General features: G+C 35.1%; 20 protein-coding genes. 14 read left to right on the forward strand and 6 right to left on the reverse strand.

Features of this window, described 5'->3' with window-relative positions:
- The first annotated feature begins 90 nt into the window (after window positions 1-90).
- Both dsdA and AC1Q8N_RS18025 read left to right on the forward strand, forming a co-directional pair.
- Window positions 91-1,431, forward strand: coding sequence for a D-serine ammonia-lyase (dsdA, locus tag AC1Q8N_RS18020; RefSeq protein ID WP_098080222.1), 1,341 nt, complete (start codon window positions 91-93; stop codon window positions 1,429-1,431).
- Window positions 1,432-1,590: 159 nt separating this feature from the next.
- A complete protein-coding gene (locus AC1Q8N_RS18025) occupies window positions 1,591-2,838 on the forward strand; it encodes a DUF445 domain-containing protein (protein WP_098642852.1) in 1,248 nt (415 codons plus the stop codon).
- A 32-nt stretch (window positions 2,839-2,870) separates the two neighbouring features.
- Here AC1Q8N_RS18025 and exsE read toward each other — a convergent pair whose 3' ends face one another.
- Genes exsE through AC1Q8N_RS18045 form a run of 4 tightly spaced genes read right to left on the reverse strand, consistent with a single transcriptional unit; the run spans window position 2,871 to window position 5,809 of the window.
- On the reverse strand, window positions 2,871-3,827 hold the full coding sequence (gene exsE, locus AC1Q8N_RS18030) for an exosporium protein ExsE (RefSeq protein WP_098080226.1): 957 nt from the start codon (window positions 3,825-3,827) through the stop codon (window positions 2,871-2,873).
- On the reverse strand, window positions 3,824-4,894 hold the full coding sequence (locus tag AC1Q8N_RS18035) for a hypothetical protein (RefSeq protein WP_048543329.1): 1,071 nt from the start codon (window positions 4,892-4,894) through the stop codon (window positions 3,824-3,826). The genes exsE and AC1Q8N_RS18035 overlap by 4 nt, the downstream gene beginning before the upstream one ends.
- On the reverse strand, window positions 4,887-5,330 hold the full coding sequence (locus tag AC1Q8N_RS18040; RefSeq protein WP_048543328.1) for a hypothetical protein: 444 nt from the start codon (window positions 5,328-5,330) through the stop codon (window positions 4,887-4,889). Before AC1Q8N_RS18040 ends, AC1Q8N_RS18035 begins: the two co-directional genes overlap by 8 nt.
- Window positions 5,327-5,809 (reverse strand): RNA polymerase sigma factor, encoded by a 483-nt coding sequence (locus AC1Q8N_RS18045; RefSeq protein WP_234931839.1) that lies wholly within the window; start codon window positions 5,807-5,809, stop codon window positions 5,327-5,329. The genes AC1Q8N_RS18040 and AC1Q8N_RS18045 overlap by 4 nt, the downstream gene beginning before the upstream one ends.
- A gap of 283 nt (window positions 5,810-6,092) precedes the next feature.
- Here AC1Q8N_RS18045 and AC1Q8N_RS18050 point away from each other — a divergent pair, with 283 nt between their 5' ends.
- From AC1Q8N_RS18050 to cls, 6 genes are all read left to right on the forward strand, one after another.
- Window positions 6,093-6,731 (forward strand): response regulator transcription factor, encoded by a 639-nt coding sequence (locus tag AC1Q8N_RS18050; protein ID WP_048543327.1) that lies wholly within the window; start codon window positions 6,093-6,095, stop codon window positions 6,729-6,731.
- Window positions 6,732-6,735: 4 nt separating this feature from the next.
- Window positions 6,736-7,836, forward strand: coding sequence for a sensor histidine kinase (locus tag AC1Q8N_RS18055; RefSeq protein WP_048543326.1), 1,101 nt, complete (start codon window positions 6,736-6,738; stop codon window positions 7,834-7,836).
- Between the two features lie 136 nt (window positions 7,837-7,972).
- Window positions 7,973-8,911 (forward strand): ABC transporter ATP-binding protein, encoded by a 939-nt coding sequence (locus tag AC1Q8N_RS18060; protein WP_001093813.1) that lies wholly within the window; start codon window positions 7,973-7,975, stop codon window positions 8,909-8,911.
- A gap of 37 nt (window positions 8,912-8,948) precedes the next feature.
- Complete coding sequence (locus AC1Q8N_RS18065) at window positions 8,949-10,058, forward strand: ABC transporter permease (protein ID WP_098080227.1); 1,110 nt, start codon at window positions 8,949-8,951, stop codon at window positions 10,056-10,058.
- A gap of 1 nt (window position 10,059) precedes the next feature.
- Window positions 10,060-11,205 (forward strand): ABC transporter permease, encoded by a 1,146-nt coding sequence (locus AC1Q8N_RS18070; RefSeq protein WP_098047449.1) that lies wholly within the window; start codon window positions 10,060-10,062, stop codon window positions 11,203-11,205.
- Window positions 11,206-11,315: 110 nt separating this feature from the next.
- Window positions 11,316-12,527 carry a cardiolipin synthase gene (gene cls, locus AC1Q8N_RS18075; RefSeq protein ID WP_141520075.1) on the forward strand — a complete coding sequence of 404 codons (1,212 nt, stop codon included), beginning with the start codon at window positions 11,316-11,318 and terminating at the stop codon, window positions 12,525-12,527.
- A 53-nt stretch (window positions 12,528-12,580) separates the two neighbouring features.
- On the opposite strand, the gene pyrH is transcribed toward cls, so the two are convergent.
- Complete coding sequence (pyrH, locus tag AC1Q8N_RS18080; protein ID WP_048543321.1) at window positions 12,581-13,324, reverse strand: UMP kinase; 744 nt, start codon at window positions 13,322-13,324, stop codon at window positions 12,581-12,583.
- Window positions 13,325-13,700: 376 nt separating this feature from the next.
- Here pyrH and AC1Q8N_RS18085 point away from each other — a divergent pair, with 376 nt between their 5' ends.
- The 6 genes from AC1Q8N_RS18085 to AC1Q8N_RS18110 all read left to right on the forward strand — a co-directional run bounded on the left by AC1Q8N_RS18085 (window position 13,701) and on the right by AC1Q8N_RS18110 (window position 23,834).
- Entirely contained in the window at window positions 13,701-14,972 is a 1,272-nt protein-coding gene (locus AC1Q8N_RS18085) for a cation:dicarboxylate symporter family transporter (RefSeq protein WP_048543320.1), read from the forward strand.
- Window positions 14,973-14,996: 24 nt separating this feature from the next.
- Entirely contained in the window at window positions 14,997-16,436 is a 1,440-nt protein-coding gene (gene aspA, locus AC1Q8N_RS18090) for an aspartate ammonia-lyase (protein WP_048543319.1), read from the forward strand.
- A 75-nt stretch (window positions 16,437-16,511) separates the two neighbouring features.
- Window positions 16,512-18,224: an oxaloacetate-decarboxylating malate dehydrogenase gene (gene malS / locus AC1Q8N_RS18095; RefSeq protein WP_141500165.1), complete on the forward strand. Its 1,713-nt coding sequence runs from the start codon at window positions 16,512-16,514 to the stop codon at window positions 18,222-18,224.
- A gap of 63 nt (window positions 18,225-18,287) precedes the next feature.
- Window positions 18,288-19,586, forward strand: a complete 1,299-nt coding sequence (locus AC1Q8N_RS18100) for a sensor histidine kinase (protein WP_098080230.1) — start codon at window positions 18,288-18,290, stop codon at window positions 19,584-19,586.
- Between the two features lie 2 nt (window positions 19,587-19,588).
- On the forward strand, window positions 19,589-20,521 hold the full coding sequence (locus AC1Q8N_RS18105) for a response regulator (RefSeq protein ID WP_048543316.1): 933 nt from the start codon (window positions 19,589-19,591) through the stop codon (window positions 20,519-20,521).
- Between the two features lie 118 nt (window positions 20,522-20,639).
- Window positions 20,640-23,834, forward strand: a complete 3,195-nt coding sequence (locus tag AC1Q8N_RS18110; RefSeq protein ID WP_493521303.1) for an SNF2 helicase associated domain-containing protein — start codon at window positions 20,640-20,642, stop codon at window positions 23,832-23,834.
- A gap of 95 nt (window positions 23,835-23,929) precedes the next feature.
- Here AC1Q8N_RS18110 and AC1Q8N_RS18115 read toward each other — a convergent pair whose 3' ends face one another.
- Complete coding sequence (locus AC1Q8N_RS18115; protein ID WP_000047588.1) at window positions 23,930-24,064, reverse strand: DUF3934 domain-containing protein; 135 nt, start codon at window positions 24,062-24,064, stop codon at window positions 23,930-23,932.
- Window positions 24,065-24,096 lie beyond the last annotated feature (32 nt).

A 24,096-nucleotide genomic window follows, 5' to 3' on the forward strand; every position in this document is an offset into this window, starting at 1 on the left:
AAAGTAAATAATTTATGTTAAACTAAATTAAAATTAATTTAATTATAATTTATTGAATCGTAAGCCACAAGGTTATGAGGAGGAAGAGAAATGCAGGGAATAGAGAAATTAAAAGAGGAATATCCACTATTAAATAAATTAATCGCAACAGAAGAAGTGTTTTGGGTGAATCCGAACATGGAAAAGTATGAAACGGCAATAAAAGATTCCCCATTGAATGAAGGTGATGTAAAAGATGCGGAAGAGAGGTTAAAGCGTTTTGCGCCGTACATTGCGAAAGTTTTTCCAGAAACGAAAGAAACGGGCGGCATTATAGAATCACCTTTAGTGAAGATACCTACTATGAAACAGTCTTTAGAGAAAAATTATGGGAAACCTATATTAGGTGAATTACTATTAAAATGTGATAGCGCGCTTCCGATATCAGGATCCATTAAAGCTAGAGGCGGGATTTATGAAGTGTTGAAACATGCTGAACAATTAGCTTTGCAGCATGGTATGTTAACAGAAGAAGATGATTATTCCATTTTAGATAGTGATACATGTAGAGAGTTTTTTGCCAAATACTCAATTGCGGTAGGTTCAACAGGAAACTTAGGATTAAGCATTGGGATTATGAGTGCGAAACTAGGTTTTAACGTAACTGTTCATATGTCAGCAGACGCAAAAGAATGGAAAAAAGATTTATTAAGAAGTAAAGGTGTAAACGTTATTGAATATGAAGCTGATTATAGTAAAGCAGTAGAAGAGGGGCGTCAGCAAGCAGATGCAGATCCTAGCTGTTATTTTGTAGATGATGAAAACTCACATGATTTATTTTTAGGATACGCAGTAGCAGCATCGCGTTTACAAAAGCAATTAGAAGAGTTAGAGATTGTAGTAGATGAAGAGCACCCTTTATTCGTTTACCTTCCGTGCGGAGTAGGGGGCGGACCTGGCGGAGTCGCATTTGGTTTAAAGTTATTATATAAAGACAACGTGCACTGTTTCTTTGCGGAGCCTACGCACTCTCCATGTATGTTACTCGGTTTAATGACAGGACTTCATGATAAAATTGCCGTTCAAGATATAGGGATTGATAATGTAACAGACGCGGACGGACTGGCGGTAGGAAGACCGTCTGGATTTGTCGGTAAAACGATGGAGCCATTTTTGAGTGGAAATTACACAGTAAGTGATGAAGAGTTGTATAGATTGTTAAAAGAACTAGCTGATACGGAAAATATTTATTTAGAGCCTTCTGCGTTAGCGGGCATGATAGGATCAGTGAAAGTATGTACAGAAGATGAGTATTTACAAAAGCGACAGTTAACAGAGAAGATGAAAAAAGGTACTCATATTGTGTGGGGAACTGGCGGTAGTATGGTTCCAGAAGATGTGATGAATGGGTATTATAAAACAGGTGAGTCATTAACAATATTAGAAAAATGAGGCTAATTGTGGCCTCATTTTTTATTTATATGACATATGTATTATTATAAATTCTTTGTTATTTTCGCATTAGTTCATTATAGTATAGATATAAAGAATTAATATCAAATAAACATAACAAAAAAGCTTTATTTTACATAATAAGAGGATGTGTATACGATGTCATTACAGACTAAATATATAGCGGGTATTTCGCTTGGGGTTATGGGAGTAGGGTTTGCGGCTTCTATCCCTTTTCAAGGAACGGTAGCTGGAGAGATTATACAAGGGGGATTTGAAGCTGGATTAGTTGGTGGACTTGCGGATTGGTTCGCGGTTACAGCATTATTCCGTCATCCGATGGGAATTCCAATTCCTCATACAGCGTTATTACCTAAAAATCGTAAACGAGTAACGAAAGGGCTTATTCATACGTTAGAAAATGAGTGGCTGACGAAAGAAAGTATTACGAATAAAGTAAAAGACATGCAGCTAGCACAAATGGTGCTGCAAATTGCTGAGAGAGAAATGCAGTCTGATGCTGTGAAGAAAGGGATTGTAACGATTGCTGAGAAAGCGATTGTTTCAATAGATACGGAAAAGTTAGCGGTTATTATTGAAAAAGAATTAAAAACGTATTTGCATACAATTAATACAAGTAACATTTTACAAGTGCTTGTTGATCAGTTAGTTGTGCAAGAATATGATGAAAAAACACTTGATTACATATTAGTGAAAGTGAAAGATTGGACAGCGCAAGATGAAGCGCGTTACCAGCTCGGAAGTTTAGGTATGAAGGCGATGGAAAATATAAAAGTAGATGGATTCTTACAGTTTACTTTAAAATCGTTTATGAATATTGTAGATGAAGATAAAATTGGCGGCATTTTGCAGAAATTTATTATTAGCAATATTAACAGCTTACAAGATGCAGATAATAGCACAAGACAACTTATCTTATCAAAAATTCGCCAAGAAATTATAAATGTAAAAGAAAATGAAGCGTTACTACAAGAATTAGAAAATTGGAAAGGAAAATGGATTGCCAATTGGGATGCTACTGACAAAATTAAAGAGATGCTGGAGCAAGTACAACAAAGGGCAATTACTTTTGTGAAAAATGAAGAATTTGCGAATAAGTATGTTATTCCATTTTTACAAACACAAATGAATAAAATAAAAGAAGATGAACAAACTGTTCAAAAAATAGAAGAGTGGCTACAAAAACAAGTTGTCACACTTGTGGAAAAGAATCATTCGAAAATCGGAAAACTTGTACAAGAAAATCTTGATAAGTTAGATGATAAAACGTTAATTGAAATGATTGAAAATAACGTCGGTAAAGATTTGCAGTGGATCCGAGTGAACGGGGCGGTTTGCGGATTTATGATTGGATTAGTATTAGAAGGAATTAAAGCGATTATATAAGAAAAACCTTCCGCAATTGCGGAAGGTTTTTCTTATTTTTCAATAACGCTCATATTTAAATTGTAAGCTTTCTCAATATTTAACTTGTACGTCCCATTTCCGGTTTTAATCGAATTTTTATACCAATGTTCTTGGTTGTTTAATTCTGGATGCTCTTCTGAAGAAGTATTTTCTTTTTTCGTTAAATCTTCTACTTGTTCCCAAGGTGTGCTTCCGTGTGTTTCTTTTTGATTCGTTACTGCTGTTAAAGATACATCACTCTCTTTTGCAAGATGTACAGACACTCTTGAGCTTTCTTGTACAAACCAATTGTTTTGTAATTGACCTGGATAAAGAGATAGCTCGTTATTTGAAGCACGAATTTCCACATTTTTATTTTGCGGAAGAACAAGCGTTGGTTTCACCTGTGGTGCCGAGTTAAATAACGTATGCTGAACAGGTAATGATTTTAATGTGATATGCATCGTTTCTCCAGCCGTTTGAACGGAAAGGAAATCATCTCGTTTTAAATTGAGTTTTTCATTTGCTTTCGTCGTCATTTCATAAGTTCCCAAAAGATGAATTTGATTTGTATTATTTCCCTCTATCGTTAGAGGCTGATGTCCTGCATCTACTACGATTTTTTTGATAGATTCAGGTATATCAAATTGTCCGTCTGGAATATTACTCGTTTGCCTCGTTGTGTTAATAGAATGACGAACTTCTTCTAGTAATCCAGTTGATAATAAACAGTAAAAAGCAATTCCGACACTTCCTAAAACGCCGATAAAGAAAATACTAAAAATATCATATTTAATAAAAGATTGCTCTTTTTTAGAGAATAGAAGGTATAGTAAAACTTCAGCTCCAAGTATGATAAGTAAAACCGGCCACCATGCAGTTAGTGTATCTAATACTTGAATTCCTTTTACGACTGAAAATAGTAAAAAGCATCCTAACGATATAATAGAAAGCCCCATTGAGAATGTTCCAACACGCCAAGTCCTCATTCGCTTGTCCCACCTTTGTTTTCTTTATTTCCAAGTAACAATTTAAAGCCGCCACCAATTAAGAAGAGTGCAACGATAGATGTTTGGAAATAGCGATAATATAGTTCGCTAAGATGAATATTAAATATAGTTACAAAATAATCATTCAAAATAGGAAGGACTGTTTGATTTAATAAATAATAACCACCTAAAGCAATTAATCCGATACCAATCCATCTTTGATGATTGATAAAATAATCAATGATAGGTTCGTCATGTACACGTTCTTTTCCATACTTTGCAGTTTGCTGTAAAGCGTCGAAAAAGCTATAAAACCAAATGATTGGTACTAAAAATAAAAACGCAGAAAGTCTTAATAAGTCGAGTAAATAAATTGATAGTAAAAAGGCTGCCATAAGCTGAAGACCACGACGTTGTAAACCTAAATACATATGTCCTGCTCCAGGGAACATCGCTAAAATAGAAGCAAATGTTTTACTTTTCTTTCCTTGTTCTCGATGTTCTTCAAAATCTTCGAAAATAGTACGATCATCTAGTTGCTCTCCGCGCTCTTTTTTCTGTAGTTGTTGAACAACATCAAAGAAGTTATAAATCCATAAAACAGGTAATGTAATAAGGAAGATAAGGAAACTTTCTTGCGATGTTAAAAGTGCAACGAATATAATCATACTTCCGATTCCTGTGCAAGCTACTAAAAATGTAAGTCCACGTTGCATAAGTCCTAATTGAAAATGTCCAAGTCCAGGGATGATTGATAGAAGAATGATATAAAATCGTTCGCTTTCTTTAGAGGACTCTGTAAATTCTCCGGCTGCTTGTTTTTTCGATTGGTTAATAATAGTGATAACTAAATCTAATAAATTGATTGTCCATAAGACGACTAGTAAAAATAGAGAAAGAAAAGCAATATCACGCGCACCTAATGCTATTGTACAAAATGCTGCAAAGATAAATAGAAATACAGCCCCTCCACTATATAAAATAAACCGTCCAAATTTCTTTAAATATAAATGTCCAAGCCCGGGAATTAGCCCTAATACAAGTGCTAAAAAGGGATTTTTATTCATGTTTTGAACCTCCGTCCTTTTTTGATGTGTCGACCGATTTGTTTACAATTTGTTGTGAGATAGAAGACTCGTTATGTTTTGAAGATTTCTCGAAATTTGATGTCGCTGTGAAAATATACTGGAATAAACCACTTACCATAAAAATAATTGTAGCCGCAGTCGCAATTATGTAGTGAATAATGGTGCGCTTTAGTGAGTTTGTTTTTATATTTTCATTAGGTTGTAGCGTTTCAAAATTAATTTGCGTCATAACTTCGTTCGTAAATGAATCATCATTTATCATTGGAAGGTTTTCATGTTGTTCATCGATACTTTCCATATAAAGTGCTAAACAATGATCGCATTCATAAAGGTGTTCTTCCATAGATTCACGTCCATTGCTTTCTATAAAATCTAAAGTATAATTGCGCCAATCCTCTTTTGAATAATGCATCATAGAAACTCTTCCTCCTTCCAATGTTTTTTAATCCATTTTCTTGCCCGGTACAGTTTCATTTCGACTGTTTTTACTTCGATGTTTTCCTGTAAAGAAATTTCTTGATAACTTTTTTCTTCTAAGTAATGTGCGAGAACGACGTCACGGTAATTTTCGGGAAGTTCTCTCAGTTTTTGAGCAATGAGTAATTTTTGCTCTTTCGTCAATAATAAATCCTCAACGTTATGAGAGGATTTTATATTTTCCTCAGTTTCTTTACATAAGGAGAGTTCTTCATTTTCTCTAGCTTTTTTCCTCTTATAATCAATAGCGTGATTGGTGGCAATACGCGCCATCCAAGTTTTTAATCCGCGAAATTGATAATTAGGGAGAGAGGCGTGAATTTTTACGAATACTTCTTGTGTAACATCTTTCGTATCTTCTTCATGTCTTAAAATAGAAAATATAACTTGAAAAATATAATGACGATATGTTTGCACAAGGATACGAAAAGCGTGTTCGCTTCCTTGCTGTGCTTTTTCAATTAATTGTTTTTCCTCAATGGGTCTCTCCCTCCTTTTTGACGCATTCTATTATATAGACGTAAGAAATGATCGGTCACCCTACACATGTTGTAAAAAAAGAATAATATATTTTTAGGAAGGAAGCTATACGAAAAAAGGTGTGAAAAAATGGTAAAGAGAAGTATATAATGAGCAAGTAGGAAATGTTACGTGAAGAAAGGATGTGAATATTAGTAGGGGAAGGTCCATACTAACAAACATGAAAATTAAAATATTAATAGCAGATGATAATTCTTTTATTAGAGAAGGCATGAAAATTATTTTAAATACATATGAAGAGTTCGAAGTTGTAGATACAGTAAATGATGGGAAAGAAGCAGTGGAATATTGCAAAAAGAACGACGTTGATATCGCTCTTTTAGATGTCCGCATGCCAAATATGAACGGGGTAGAGGCAACGAAATTCATTTGTGAAGGGACGAAAACGAAACCGCTAATTTTAACGACGTTCGATGATGATGAATATATTTTGGACGCAGTAAAAAACGGGGCGAAAGGTTATTTATTAAAAAATAATGATCCAGAGCGTATTCGTGATGCAATAAAAGGAGTATATAACGGTCAAACTGTTATGCAAGATGTAGTGCTTGATAAAATTAAGAGCAATTTAATGGAAAGCAAAGAGGACGAATGTAAAATAGATACAAGTCTTTTTACAGAAAGAGAACTTAGTATTATCGCATTAATTGCGAAAGGTTTCTCGAATAAAGAAATTTCAAAGCAACTTTTCATATCAGAAGGAACGATTGCAAATTATATTACATCAGTTTTAGGGAAAACTGGACTTGAACATCGCACACAAATTGCGATTTATTATTTAACAGGGAAAGTAGATTAAAGATATGGAATTTTGGTTAATTGTAAGTAAATTAATTGTCTTCATATATATTGTGTTTAGTTACATTTATTTAAATGTTGTGAACTTACCGTGGATTATACTTACTTTGCTTTTATATCTTTCTGTAAATGTGCTGATCTCTATATTTAAACAAGATACGTACAAAAACATATTATCTAGTCTGTCAATTGGCATAGTTATATTATTTACATGGAAGGTTCATCCATTTTTTATTTTATTTTTACCATTGAACTTATATGAAGTTATATTTCGTTATATAGAGAAGAAATGGCAGCTCTTTATCATTATGATGATTCCTATTATCTTTACAGAAGAAAGTATTCGAATGACATATGGATTAATTGCTACATTTTCTTTTATCGTATTAACTATGGCAGAACGGTATATATCGCGTGTATTAAAGCTTGAATCACAAAATGATAAGATGCGAAAAGATATGCAGCGGCTGTCGAAAAGCTTACATGAAAATAAAGAGTACATAAAGCAATCAGAGTACACATTTAAGTTAGAAGAGAGAAATCGGTTATCACAAGAAATTCATGATAAAATTGGTCACTCGATGACAGGGGCGCTAATTCAAATGGAAGCAGCAAAGAGATTAATGGGGATAGATAAAGAAAAATCTGCCGAGTTATTACAAAATGCAATTCATATATCGAAAGATGGAATTGAAAGTATTCGAGTTACATTAAAAAATATGAAGCCACCAACGGAGCAAATTGGCATTCATCGTATGAAATTATTCATAGAGGAATTTGCCGGTAAGCATGATATAAATATCCCCTTCGTATATAAAGGGAATTTAGATATGATCTCACCGATTCAGTGGAAGATTATCGGTGAAAATGTTACGGAGGCACTAACGAACGCGATGAAATATGCTGATGCGACAGTCATTTCAATCGATATTCATGTACTTAACAAGATGGTGAAAGTACAAGTGAAGGATAACGGAAAAGGTGCAGCTCTCGTTAAGAAAGGTCTCGGAATTATGGGGATGGAGGAGCGAACAGCATCAGTAAACGGAAAAATTATTGTAGATGGAACAAGTGGCTTTTCAGTAACGATGCTGTTGCCGATATAAGAAAATGGGACGAAGATGAATCATCTCATATGAAAAAAGTGAATAATCTCATGTGAAAAGAATGAACTTCTGCACTGAGCAGGTTCATTTTTTTTGTTTATACTAAAAGCAGAGAAACCGAAATAGGGGTGAAATGATGAATACATTAGAAATTAAAAATTTAACGAAAAAATTTGGTGATTTCATCGCGGTAGATAATATGTCTTTATCTATTAAAGAAGGAGAGATATTTGGCTTTTTAGGATCAAATGGTGCTGGTAAGAGTACAACGATAAATATGATTGCCGGGTTGTTAAGAAGTAATGAAGGCGAAATTAGCATATTAGGAAAAAATATAAAGAAACATAATCGGTTTGCGAAGATGAATATCGGTATCGTTCCACAAGATATTGCGATTTATGAAGAGTTAACTGCCTATGAAAATGTGAAATTCTTTGCTGGACTGTATGGGTTAAGAGGAGCTGAGCTAAAAGCGAGAGTAGAGGAAGCACTTCAATTTGTAGGGCTTAGTGATAAGCATAAAAGTTACCCGAAAAACTTTTCTGGCGGGATGAAACGAAGATTGAATATCGCTTGCGCAATCGCTCATAGACCGAAGTTAATTATTATGGATGAGCCAACAGTGGGGATTGATCCGCAGTCAAGAAACTATATTCTCCAGTCTGTTCGAAAATTAAATGAAATGGGAAGTACGATTATTTACACGAGCCATTACATGGAAGAAGTAGAAGAGATTTGTACGAAAATAGCAATTGTAGATCACGGTAAAGTAATTGCAGAAGGAACGAAAGAACAGTTAAAAGCGATTATTACTGATACGAAAGATATTTGGGTTGAAGTGAAGTCAGTAGAAAATTTAGATGTAGAAAAGTTAAAAGAGATAAACGGTGTGAAAGCTGTTCAAGTTGAAGAGAACGTAATCAAGGTAAACTCGGATGCAGGAGTAAATAATTTAAATAAAATTATTCAGCATTTCATTAATCATGACATTGAAATTCGTTCGTTAGAGGAGCAGGCCCCGAACTTAGAAACAGTATTCCTTACGTTGACTGGAAGAAACTTACGAGATAAATAAAAGGTAAATGAAGAAAAGGTAAAGGGAGGTTCATCAATTGAACATCTTCAATATTGCAGTTATGCATATTAAAAGAGATTTCAGAGACGTAAGAACTTTAGTTTTTATGTTAGCATTTCCGATTGTACTTATGCTTGTGTTAGGAACAGCATTAACGAATGCATTTGATAGCGATAGTCAATCGATTAAAGATATACAAGTGCTCTACAAAGATGAAGCGAGTAGCACGTTTTCTCAATCGTTCGAAGCATTTACGAAAGAAGTCGATAAATCGGGTATTCATTTTAAAAAAGCTTCCGGCAGTATAGATGGGAAAGAAGAAGTGAAGCAAAATAAATATGCTGCTTATGTAGAATTAAATAAAGATGGTGCGAAATTTTACGGAAGTGACAAAAGTAGTATTGAGGGAAGTATTGTGGAAGGCATGCTTACAACATTTATTGATAAGTACAATGTAGCGGCCGAAGTTGCAAAAGTTGATCCTAGTAGGGTGAGCGCGGTTATTTCAAGCGGAAATCATAATGATTATATAAAAGAAACATCTTTACAAGCTGCGAAAAAGCCAGGTTCTATGGATTACTATGCGGTTGTAATGACGACGATGATTGCACTATATGCTGCGATGGGAGCGAGTTCTTTAATTCGTGGAGAACGAATACGTAAAACAGGAGATCGCCTCATTGCTGCGCCTATAAGTAAGGCTGAAATATTCATTGGAAAAGTACTTGGTAGCCTAGTAGCAAATGCTCTGTGCATATTACTCGTCATGTTATTTAGTAAATTTGTTTTTCAAGCGAATTGGGGTGACCATCTTGGAATCATATTTATTATTTTATTAACACAAGTCTTCTTAGCAATTAGTTTCGGTTTAGGAATCGGATATATTACAAAAACACCGGAATCATCAAGAGCAATTATTATGGTAGTAGTGCAATTAGCTTCTATTTTTGGTGGTGCATATTTCGTAATAGAAGAAAATTTCGTTACGAATTTATCACCATTAACGTGGGCGAACACAGCTGTTATGAAAATTATTTATGCAAATGATGTAGGAGCAGCATTGCCAGTAATATGTTTAAACCTTGGAATTTCGGCACTCTTTTTATTAATTGCGATTATTGCATTACGTAGACGGGAGGGGCTATAGTATGAAAGATATTTTATGGCTCATACAAAAAACGTTATCTGTACTTTTGAAAAATAAAAAAGGGTTATTCATTATTATTAGTTTGCCGATAATCGGAACATTAATCTCCTTCTCAATGTATGGGAATGTGGGGCAAGGGACGTTAAATATCGGGGTTATAAATAAAGAAAATCAATCTATAGCAAATGATACGGTGAAATTTTTAGAAGGATTAAATCATGTAAAGGTAAGTAAAATTAAAGAATCTGAAGTAGAAGATAAACTCACTTCCAAAAAACTTGATGGAGTTATTACATTAGATTCTGGTTTTGCAAAAAGTGTTCGAGAAGGGAAACCAAATCATATTGAAATTTCATCGATTAAAGGTGATCAAGTAACAGGATTTATAAAATCATATTTATACAATTATATTGATAATGTAGCAGCTATTAGTAAAGTAGCAGGAACAGATCAAAGTGCATTTGATAATATGTACGCTGGGTATCAAAAAAGTGCATTTAAAATGAAAACTGAAACGCTAGAAGATACTTCGAAAAATAAAGATATGACAAACCAAACGATGGGTTACCTTATTATGTTTATGTTGTTTTCAGCAGCGAACTTATCTGGTCAGATTTTAAAAGAAAAAGAGAATAGAACGTATTTTAGACTCATATCAACGCCGATAGATGGGAAGAAGTTCATATTATCTAATATCGGGGTAAATATGATGCTATTAACAGTACAAATTCTAATTACAATCTTATTCCTAACGAATGTTTTTCATATAAATATCAATATGCCTTTCATCGTGATGATTGGTGTACTCATGCTATTTGCTTTAATAGCGATTGGAATATCGTTAGTGCTTGTCGCTTTTTCGAAAAACTCAGCATCGGCAAACGCACTGCAAAATATGATCATTGTACCGACATGTTTACTCGCTGGATGCTATTTTCCGTATGATATTATGCCGAAAGCAGTGCAAAAAGTAGCTGATTTTCTTCCACAGAGATGGCTATTAGACACAGTATCAAAACTACAACAAGGAATTCCATTCTCTGAGTTGTATTTAAATATTTTAATTTTATTCGCCTTTGCGATTGCATTCTTCTTAATTGCTATTTATAAGTTTGGAAGAAATAATGATGCGAGAAACTTTGTTTAATATGAAAAGGGTGTGACGTTAAGTCACATCCTTTTTTGTATGAAGCATGAAATCTAAATTGGAATGACAAAATAGAAGGGTAGAAAGAAAATGAGCGGAAGGAAATCAAAATGATTAAAAAAATATTGCGAGTTACTTCTATTATTATTGCGATTGCTATTTTTATATTGATTTGGATGCATATTGACGTTACGCTCGGAAGAAAAATGGAAGCCGGGAAAAATATGCCGACAGAGTACACTCCTCATCATAGTGACTTTCAATTATATGTAGAAGGGAAGTCATTTTATAAACAGTTATTTACTGATATAAGGGAAGCGAAGCAATCTATTTACACGTACTTTTTTATTTTGTCGGATGATAAAAGTAGCCATACTTTTTTAAACTTATTAAAAGAGAAGGCAAAAGAAGGAGTAAACGTCTATTTATCCGTTGATCGCATTAATGATTTATCATTTGAAAGCAAGATGATAAATGAATTGCGGGAAAGTGGTGTACATTTTACATATAGTAGAAAACCTAAATTGCCATTCGGATTTTATTCACTTCACCATCGTAATCATCGCCGTATTACGACGATTGATGGAGAGATTGGCTATACAGGTGGTTTTAATATAGGGGATGAATATTTGGGGAAAGATAAAAAATTTGGATATTGGCGTGACTATCATGTGAGGCTTAAAGGGGAAGGAGCAAAAGATTTAGAAGAACAATTTGCTTTAGATTGGAAACGAGATACGAAAGAACATATAAAGAGAAGTACGAATAAAGCGAGTAAAGGGAATACATTACATACGATGGCTTGCTACAATGGACATCACGTCGCTGAAACATATATCGAATTAATACAACAAGCGAAGCATTCAATCGTAATTACAACACCTTATTTTATAGCGAAAAATAAAGAATTTATGAATGCTTTAATTGAAGCGCAAAAACGTGGTGTTACAGTGAAAATACTTTGGTCATATAAACCAGATATTCCTCTCATTAAAGAGGCAGCATATCCTTATATTCGTCAAGCTGTTAATAATGGAATTAAAGTATATGGTTATAAAAAAGGAATGTTTCATGGGAAGTTAATGTTAATTGATAATGAACTAACTGTTATCGGTACAACGAACATGACTGCACGTAGCTTTTATATGAACGATGAGATGAATTTGTATATTCACGGTGGGACTATCGTATCAGAAGTGAATGAGGCATTAACAAAAGATTTTCGTGATTCGAAAGAGATGACGAAACAATTTTTTGAGAAGTTATCGTTTTGGGAGCGTTGTAAGGAGAAAGTGGCAGGATTAGTGGATTTTTATTTATAAAGGTTAATGAAAAAGGGTGTCTTTTATAGACACCCTTTTTTAATGAGAGATAATTAGTTTTCATGCACAAGCAATGAAGCATCATCATTAATCAAAGTCCCTACATGCTCACCTAAACAAATTCTTTTCATAACCCCCGGCTCATCAAAGTTAAAGACGTGTGCTGGTAAATTGTAATCACGAGCAAGTAATAAAGCGGCTTGATCCATGACTTGAATGTTTTGCCTAACAACATCGTTATAGTTTAGTTTTCTGTACATTTTTGCTGATTTATTATGTTTTGGATCACTAGTAAAGACGCCATCGACTCCTTGTTTTGCGACTAATATTGCGTCACTATTCATTTCAATGGCTCTTTGAACACTTGGATAATCTGTCGTAACGAACGGCTGCCCGTTACCGCCACCAAAAATGACAACATAACCGTTATCTAAATGATGTACTGCTCTGAGGCGAATATAAGGCTCTGCTACTGCATTAAACGGGATGGAAGTCATAACGCGTACTTCTTTATTTGTTTTACTTGTTAAGACGCCGCGAAGCATTAAGCTGTTAATGATTGTACCTAACGTACCGATATTATCAGCTTCTACTCGATCAATGCCCCATTCTTCAGCTAGATGACCTCTGAAAATGTTACCGCCGCCGATGACAATGGATACTTCGATACCTAAGTCAATAATGGATATAATTTCGTTTGCGATATGTTCTAATCTTTTGGAGTTAAAGCTATTTCCGGATTGATCAGCAAGTGCGCCGCCGCTTAATTTAATTAATACTCTTTTATATGGCTTCATAACAATTCCTCCTATATAGATCGCAATAAAAAAGGAACAAAGGCAAATGCCTTTGTTCCTTTTTAAGAAAATGAAAAAGAAAAGAAGAAGATAGGACGAATTTTTGTACATAATTTTTCATACCATCCACTCCTTTTCATTTCGATTTATTGTAAGTGTATATCTTTTTGATTATACGAAACAATCTGATTACTTATCAAGTATATTGTATCTCTTTTTAATAAAAAGGTGTCAATGAAAAAGAAAAGAAAAATTTTCGAATTTTTTGTGACGAACTTGTAGGTTTTTGTATGATTTTGTAGGTTCGCTTATAAGATGTGTGAGTAGCTTTTATAAATTCAAATTGAAAGCGTTCGCATGAAGGGGATGAACATAAATGAAAAAATTCGGATTGGCAACACAAATTTTTGTCGCGCTTGTTCTAGGGATTGTAGTAGGGGCAGTCTTTTATGGCAATAAAACGGCGATTTCTTATATCACACCAATTGGGGATATATTTATTCACTTAATTAAAATGATTGTAGTACCGATTGTTATTTCAGCATTAATTGTTGCAGTAGCTGGTGTAGGAGATATGAAGAAGCTTGGGAAACTGGGTGGTAAGACAATTCTTTATTTCGAAATTATTACGACGATTGCTATTTTAATGGGATTACTTGCGGCGAATATATTCCAACCAGGTACTGGCGTTGATATGAGTAATTTACAGCAAAGTGATATTTCTTCTTATAAACAAACGGCAGATGCTACAGAGAAGAAAGGCTTTGCAGAAACGATTGTTCATATTGTACCGAAAAACGTATTTGAATCGATTTCACAAGGTGACTTATTACCGATTATTTTCTTCTCCGTATTATTCGGTTTAGGAGTTGCGGCAATTGGGGAAAAAGGGAAGCCTGTCTTTAACTTCTTTGAAGGTGTACTCGAAGCGATGTTTTGGGTTACAAATCAAGTTATGAAATTTGCACCATTTGGTGTATTCGCATTAATTGCGGTTACGGTTGCAAAATTTGGTGTAGCAACACTACTTCCTTTAGGAAAACTAGTGCTAGCTGTATACGTAACTGTTATACTATTCGTTGTGATTGTATTAGGTATTAATGCACGAATGGTTGGCGTAAACATTTTTACATTAATGAAAATTTTAAAAGAAGAACTCATTCTTTCATTTACGACAGCAAGTTCAGAAGCTGTTTTACCTAATATAATGAGAAAAATGGAAGAATTCGGTTGTCCAAAGGCAGTTGCCTCTTTCGTAATTCCGACAGGTTATACATTTAACTTGACTGGATCGGCTATTTATCAAGCGTTAGCAGCATTGTTTGTTGCACAAATGTACGGTGTGCACATGTCACTGACAGAGCAAATAACGTTATTATTCGTTCTCATGTTAACATCCAAGGGTATGGCGGGAGTTCCAGGTGCATCCTTCGTTGTTGTATTAGCAACGTTAGGTTCAATGGGGTTACCACTAGAAGGTATCGCGTTAATTGCGGGAATTGACCGCATTTTAGATATGATTCGCTCATCTGTCAATGTATTAGGAAATGCATTAGCGGCCATTGTTATGTCGAAGTGGGAAGGCGAATTCGATGATGAGAAAGCAAAACAATATGTAGAAACAGTCAAAGAAACAAAAGCAGCATAAGAAATCGTTAAGGAGTGAATAATCATGGCAACATTAACTGAAGTTAAAAATGGTGTTCGAATTGAAAAAGATTTTTTAGGTGAAAAAGAAGTACCGAATTATGCATACTACGGTGTACAAACAATGCGTGCAGTTGAAAACTTCCCAATTACAGGATATAAAATCCATGAAGGTTTAATTAGAGCGTTCGCAATTGTAAAAAAAGCTGCAGCGCTTGCTAATACAGATGTAGGAAGATTGGAATTGAGCAAGGGCGGCGCGATCGCAGAAGCTGCTCAAGAAATTCTTGATGGAAAATGGCATGATCATTTCATCGTAGATCCAATCCAAGGCGGAGCAGGTACTTCAATGAATATGAACGCAAATGAAGTCATGGCCAATCGTGCTCTTGAATTATTAGGAATGGAAAAGGGAGACTATCATTATATTAGTCCAAATAGTCATGTAAACATGGCGCAATCAACAAACGATGCATTCCCAACGGCGATTCATATCGCAACATTAAACGCATTAGAAGGTTTATTACAAACGATGGGGTATATGCATGATGTATTTGAATTAAAAGCAGAGCAGTTCGATCATGTTATTAAAATGGGTCGTACACATTTACAAGACGCTGTGCCAATTCGTCTTGGACAAGAATTTAAAGCGTATTCCCGCGTACTTGAACGTGATATGAAACGTATCAAGCAATCACGTCAACATCTATATGAAGTAAATATGGGAGCAACTGCAGTTGGTACAGGCTTAAATGCAGATCCAGAATATATTGAAGCAGTTGTAAAACATTTAGCTGCAATCAGTGAATTACCACTTGTTGGTGCAGAAGACTTAGTAGATGCAACGCAAAATACGGATGCATACACAGAAGTATCAGCAGCACTTAAAGTATGTATGATGAATATGTCTAAAATTGCGAATGACCTTCGTTTAATGGCATCAGGTCCGCGTGTTGGTTTAGCAGAAATTATGTTACCAGCTCGTCAACCAGGTTCTTCTATTATGCCAGGGAAAGTAAATCCTGTTATGCCAGAAGTAATTAATCAAATTGCGTTCCAAGTAATTGGTAACGACCATACAATTTGCCTTGCTTCAGAAGCAGGACAATTAGAATTAAACGTTATGGAACCAGTACTTGTTTTCAACTTACTTCAATCTATTAGCATTATGAATAACGGTTTCCGTGCCTTTACAGATAATTGCTTAAAAGGAATTGAAGCGAATGAAGATCGCTTAAAAGAGTATGTTGAGAAGAGTGTAGGAATTATTACAGCCGTGAACCCTCATATCGGTTATGAAGCAGCAGCTCGCGTTGCGAAAGAAGCAATTGCAACAGGTCAATCCGTTCGAGAACTTTGTGTGAAAAACGGTGTACTGTCACAAGAAGACTTAGAGTTAATTCTAGATCCATTCGAAATGACACACCCAGGGATTGCAGGAGCAACTCTTTTAAAGAAAAATTAAAAGAAGAGGGGGGACAATCCCCTCTTTTTTGTTTACAATATAGAAATGCTATATATGAATAGAGGTAGGGATGTTATGAGTAAGTTTACAGTAGCTTCTAATGGTTCATTAGAAACGACATTAAGAGGAGTAGAAGTATTATCAACACCACTTTTAAATAAAGGGGTCGCTTTCACGCAAGAAGAGAGAGAAGAATTAGGTTTAAAAGGGTTATTACCGCCAGCGGTTTTAACATTAGAAGAACAAGCACGCCGAGCGTATGAACAATTTTGTTCTCAGCCGGACGATTTATTAAAGAATGTATACTTAACAGCGTTACATGATCGAAACGAAGTGTTATTTTATCGTATATTAACAAATCATTTACGTGAAATGTTACCAATCGTATATACACCAACTGTTGGTGTAGCGATTCAAAGATATAGTCATGAATACCGTAAACCGCGTGGTGTGTATTTATCAATTAACGATCCGTCGGGTATTGAAGAAGCTTTCGCCAATATCGGTGCAACAGCAGAAAATATTGATTTAGTCGTTGTTACAGATGGAGAAGGCATACTTGGAATTGGTGACTGGGGCGTTGGTGGTATAAACATCGCAATCGGAAAATTAGCTGTTTATACGGCCGCAGTTGGAATCGATCCTAGTCGTGTATTACCGGTAATTTTAGATGTAGGTACAAATCGTGAAGAACTATTAAAGAATCCATTTTATATTGGAAATCGTCACCCTCGTATAACTGGTGAAGCTTACGATGAATTTATTGATACGTTTGTACAAGCGGTAAATAAACAATTCCCGAAAGCACTTTTACATTGGGAAGACTTCAGCTCTCGAAATGCACGAAAAATTTTAGATAAATATCGTCATGATATTTGTACATTTAATGATGATATTCAAGGTACAGGTGCAGTTTCACTTGCTGCTGTGTTATCAGCAGTGAAAGCTTCTGGTGTACCATTAAGTGAACACCGCGTTGTTGTGTTTGGTGCTGGTACGGCTGGAATCGGTATTGCAGATCAAGTTAGAGATGCTTTGGTCCGCGTAGGTGTGTCAGAAGAAGAATCATATAAGCGTTTCTGGTGTATTGATCGTAACGGATTAGTTACAGATAATATGGAAGATCTTCTTGATTTCCAAATTCCATATGCAAGAAAAGAAGCGAAAGTAAATGAGTGGAAGCAAAATGATGTGATCGGACTTGCTGAAGTTGTGAAACATGTAAAACCGACAATTTTAATCGGTACATCAACTGTTGCAGGTGCATTTAAAGAAGAGATTATTAAAGAAATGGCTTCTCACACAGAAAGACCAATCATTTTACCGATGTCAAATCCGACGCCACTTGCTGAAGCAAAACCAGATGATTTAATCGAGTGGACAGAAGGAAGAGCATTAGTTGCAACAGGAAGTCCATTTGAACCGGTTACATACAACGGTGTAACGTATGTGATTGGACAATCAAATAACGCACTTATTTTCCCAGGTCTTGGTCTTGGAACAATTGTTGTACGTGCAAGCGTCATGACGGATGGAATGTTCGCAGCAGCTGCTGAAGCAGTTGCAAGCATGGTAGACACAAGTCAGCCAGGAGCACCTATTTTGCCAGAGGTTGAAGAGTTACGTAATATCTCGGAAATGGTTGCAATTGAAGTAGCGAAAGTTGCTGTTGCAGAAGGTGTTGCTAGAGAGAACTTAAGTGATAACGATATTAAGATTGCAGTGAAAGAAGCAATCTGGGAACCAGAGTATCGCCAAATAAAAGCGGTAGAAAAGGTTAGAATATAGAAATAAAGCCCGTTTATAAAAATAAGCGGGCTTTCACTTTTATTACCGAAAAAAGTATAGGAAGTGGCACCTTTGAATTGGAATCAATTATGGAAGAAAGATATATCCCTTTTAATTATATTAATGGTTGTTGTTCCGATTGCTGGAGAGCTTAATTTTCATCCTTTTAACGATACGTTTCGCGTTAGCTTTGGGACACCGCTTTTCTTCTTTTTATTATTATTTTTAAGAAGAATACCAGCAGCGGCTGCAGGTATTCTTGTCGGTATATGTGTCGTTTTATTCCGTGTATGCCTTGATTGGATCATGCAAGGTTCATTTCATATGACAGAATCATTTTATTTGCGCTATCCTGTGTTCTTCTATTATTTTATTTATGGAAGTCTTTTTTCACTTTGTAGGGTGAATAAGTTTCATCAGAAACCAATCGTTATTGGGTGCCTTGGAATTACAATTGAAATTATCGCAAGTATGTCAGAACTTGCGATTTATCATATGGTAGTACTCGGTACAATAATAACAGTTTCTGAAGTGAACAAATTAATTATTATTGCTATTTTTCGTAGTTTCTTTGCACTTGGCTTTTTAAATATGATGATTTTATATGAAACGAAATTAAAAGAGTCACAAGTCCGAAAAGAAAATGAAAAAATGTTCATGCACCTTTCAAATTTATATGTAGAATCTGTTCACTTGAAAAAAACGTTACAAAATGCAGAATTGATTACACAAGAAGCATATCAACTATATCGAAATTTACAGACAGATGATGATTCCAGTAGTAAAACAGCATTGAAAATAGCAGGAGAAGTGCACGAAATAAAAAAGGATAATCAAAGGATTTTTGCAGGATTATCTAAACTGTTATTAGATAAAAATGTGGCTGAGTATGTAGAAGGACATGAGCTTACAGAAATGATCGTAAGAATAAATGAGAAATATGCTGAAATGCTAGGGAAAGATATACGTTTTTCAAAACATATAGAAGGTGAACACGCTGCATATCACGTGTATACAGTGCTATCAATCTTTAATAACTTAGTTGCCAATGCAGTGGAAGCAATTGAAGATAGAGGCCTTATTCGTATTAAGTTATATAAACGAGAGCAACATGTAATCTTTGAAGTAATTGACGATGGCCCTGGTATTGCACAAAAGTATAAGAAATTAGTATTTAAGCCCGGGTTTACTTCCAAGTATGATCAAACAGGAACACCGTCAACAGGTATTGGACTTTCTTACATACACGAAATGGTAACAGAGCTCGGCGGAGAAGTAAGGTTAGAAGACAATGAAACTGAAAAAGGGTGTAAGTTTATAGTTTGTTTACCGGAGTGCAGTTTAAAGCGGGAAGGGGAATAGGTTTGTTTTATTATATTGTAGATGATGATGAAGTTTTCCGTTCAATGCTTTCGCAAATTATTGAGGATGGCGATCTTGGGGAAGTAATTGGAGAATCGGAAGATGGAGCGTTTATTGAAGCAGAACAGCTAAATTATAAAAAAGTAGATATTTTATTTATTGATTTACTAATGCCGATGAGAGACGGCATTGAAACAGTTCGTCATATAGCGTCTTCATTTACTGGGAAAATTATTATGATTTCCCAAGTTGAATCGAAACAGCTCATTGGTGAGGCGTATACACTTGGTGTGGAATATTATATTACAAAACCACTAAACAAAATAGAAGTAGTATCTGTTGTACGAAAAGTGATGGAGCGTATTCGTTTGGAACGTTCTATACATGACATTCAAAAATCATTAAATAATGTGTTTCAGTGGGAAAAGCCGCCAATGCGTAGTGAAACAGTACAAGAAGGAAAAAAGATATCAGATTCAGGACGCTTCTTACTAGCAGAACTCGGTATTGCGGGAGAGAACGGAAGTAAAGATTTACTTAGTATGCTGGAATATTTATACGGACAAGAAAAGGCGCAAACATTTGAATTTGGCTTTCCTGCGTTAAAAGATATTTTTCACTATATTACGATAAAGAAATTAGGGGATGAAGCTTTACATACGGATATTGATAAAGAGAAAAAAGCATCGGAACAAAGAGTGCGCAGAGCAATTTATCAATCATTGAATCATTTAGCCTCCCTCGGACTAACAGACTTTTCAAATCCGAAATTTGAAAGCTATGCTCCGAAGTTTTTTGATTTCACTGTAGTTAGAAAACGGATGACAGAAATGACAAAGGATGAAGTAGCAACTTCTGGCCATATACGAATTAATACGAAAAAATTTATTCAAGTGTTATATTTTGAGGCGAAACGGTTGATGGAGATAGAGTGAAAAAGGTGCTTATAAATAAGCATCTTTTTTTGTTCAATCAATATTTTATATTTTCTCGTAGAGCATGTAAAATGTTAAGTAAGAGAAAATGGTTTTACATTAAGGAAGTGTCAAAACAATGAGTTTTACATTAAATAAATCGATTATAAAAGAAGTATGCGGAGAGACCTCATATAAAAGAGGCGAAGCTTATTATAAAGCAAATAAAGTAATCGTGAATCATTATGATGAAACGAAAGAAATTTGTGAAGCGACGGTAAAAGGGAATGAGGATTTTCATGTTACAGTAGAAAAAGCTAAAAAAGGTGATGTAGTTGCGAGATGTAGTTGTCCTTCATTAGCGTCTTTTCAAACGTATTGTCAACATGTTGCAGCCGTACTAATACAAATAAATTATAACCAGCAAACGGGCGGCATGTCCGAAAATATGAGCGGAAATGATCAATTAACGAGCGGGATGTTTCAGTTGTTTGCAGAAAAACCACTGAGGCCAAAAAGTAAACAACACCGTTTTGATACACGTGAAATATTAGATATTGCGTTTATATGTTCACCAGTAGCGACGAAAAGTGGTGGGGCCCTTCTTGGAATTCAGCTAAAACTTGCGAAAACATATTTTATAAATCATATTAGAGAATTTCTTTCTAAAGTGGAAAAAAGAGAGGCTTTTCATTGTACTAATGAATTTACATACACGCCAGATATACATAGTTTTAAACAAGAAACGGACGCGATTATACAACAACTCATTAAAATATATCATAACGAAAAAATGTATGAAGATGCACTAGAAGTACATGCGAAACAAGATGAAAGTATGATATTCATACCGCCAGCTTCGTGGAAAGATATGCTCTCTTCACTTTCTAAAGTTGAGTATGTACAACTGAAACAAAATGAGCAACTGTTTCATGGCTTACAAATTTCAAACGGTTTATTGCCATTACATTTTGAGTTTACGAAGGGAAATAATGGTGGATTCACACTTCATATAGACGGCCTAAATCGTGTTCAAGTGATGGAAATGTATAACAACGCTCTTTACGATGGGAAATTATATCATTTACCTATGGAAGATTGTATGCGACTTATTGAATTGCAAAAGATGATGAATCGCTCAAATAGCAATCAGTTTTATATTCCTGAAAGTAAGATGGAACATTTTGTAGCGAAAGTTGTGCCAGGATTAATGAAACTTGGAACGGTACGAATTGATGAAGTAATATCAGATCGTGTTGAAACGCCGTCGCTAAAAGCAAAACTGTATTTAGATCGAGTGAAAAATCGTTTGTTAGCAGGTCTTGAATTTCATTATGGAAACGTCATGATCAATCCGTTAGAAGAAGACGGACAGCCGTCTGTTTTTAATCGTGATGAGAAAAAGGAAAAAGAGATTTTAGACATTATGAGTGAAAGTGCCTTCGCGAAAACAGAAGGTGGTTACTTTATGCATAATGAAGAGGCTGAGTATAACTTTTTATATCACGTCGTTCCGTCGTTAAAAGGTTTAGTTGATATTTATGCGACGACAGCAATTAAATTACGTATTCATAAAGGGGATACAGCACCACTTATTAGAGTGAGAAGAAAAGAAAGAATTGATTGGTTATCATTTCGTTTTGATATAAAAGGAATACCGGAAGCAGAAATTAAAGGTGTATTAGTGGCTCTTGAAGAGAAACGCAAATATTACCGATTAGCGAATGGTTCTTTATTATCACTAGAGAGCAAAGAATTTAATGAAATTAATCAGTTTGTAAAAGAATCGGGTATTCGGAAAGAGTTTTTACACGGAGAAGAAGTGAACGTTCCGCTTATCCGGAGTGTAAAATGGATGAACGGACTTCACGAAGGTAATGTTTTAAGTTTAGATGAGTCTGTTCAAGATTTAGTAGAAAGCATTCAAAATCCGAAAAAATTAAAGTTTACAGTGCCGCAAACTTTAAGTGCTGTAATGAGAGAGTATCAAGTATACGGATTTGAGTGGATGAAAACACTCGCCTATTACCGTTTTGGCGGTATTTTAGCAGATGATATGGGACTTGGAAAAACGCTGCAAAGTATTGCTTACATAGATTCTGTGTTGCCTGAAATTCGAGAAAAGAAACTACCTATATTAGTCGTTTCACCGTCCTCTCTCGTTTACAATTGGTTTAGTGAATTGAAAAAATTCGCCCCGCATATTAGAGCGGTTATTGCAGATGGAAATCAAACGGAGCGGCAAAAAATATTAAAAGACGTAGCGGAATTTGATGTCGTAATTACGTCATATCCATTACTGAGAAGAGATATAAGATCGTATGCGAGGCCGTTTCATACACTGTTTCTTGATGAAGCACAGGCGTTTAAAAATCCTACAACCCAAACTGCAAAAGCAGTGAAAACAATTCAAGCGGAATATCGTTTCGGGCTAACGGGAACGCCTGTAGAAAATTCATTAGAAGAGCTATGGTCTATCTTCCATGTCGTATTTCCGGAATTATTACCAGGAAGAAAAGAATTCGGTGATTTAAGGCGCGAAGATATAGCGAAGCGCGTAAAACCTTTCGTATTAAGACGATTAAAAGAAGACGTATTACAGGAGCTTCCAGATAAAATAGAGCACTTACAGTCATCGGAGCTATTACCAGATCAAAAGAGACTTTATGCTGCTTATTTAGCGAAATTAAGGGAAGAAACGTTAAAACATTTAGATAAAGATACGTTACGTAAAAATAAAATTAGAATTTTAGCTGGCTTAACGAGATTGCGACAAATTTGTAATCATCCGGCTTTATTCGTTGATGATTATAAGGGTAGTTCAGCTAAATTTGAACAACTATTAGAGATACTAGAGGAATGCAGAAGTACTGGTAAGAGAATTTTAATCTTTTCTCAATTTACGAAGATGCTGTCTATTATTGGCCGTGAGTTAAATCGTCAAGCGATTCCATACTTTTATTTAGACGGGAGTACACCATCACAAGAACGTGTAGAGCTATGTAATCGGTTTAACGAGGGGGAAGGGGATCTATTTCTCATTTCTTTAAAAGCTGGTGGTACGGGTCTTAACTTAACGGGTGCCGATACGGTTATATTGTACGATTTATGGTGGAATCCAGCTGTTGAACAACAAGCAGCTGATAGAGCATATCGAATGGGACAAAAAAATACAGTACAAGTTATAAAATTAGTAGCCCACGGAACAATTGAGGAAAAAATGCATGAACTGCAAGAGAGTAAGAAAAATTTAATCGCTGAAGTGATTGAGCCGGGAGAAGAGAAATTATCATCAATCACGGAGGAAGAAATACGAGATATTTTAATGATTTAATATAAAAAGCTATGCTTTCACATGTATGAGAGCATAGCTTTTTTAGTGTAATAATTATAATTTGTTTTGAACAAAGTAAAGAGATAATACAGAATTTATTTTTTAGTCCCTTTACTTTTATATGGCTTGGCAGCTGCCTTTTTCTTTGCACTTGATTGCCAACGATTCCATCCTTTACTTCCTGTACCTTGTCCTACACCTTTTTTCGGTTTTGCTTTCGTTTTACTCATATGATCACTCCGTTATATAAAAATCTTATTTG

This window comes from Bacillus sp. GW823-FHT06B01 (assembly GCF_058952315.1).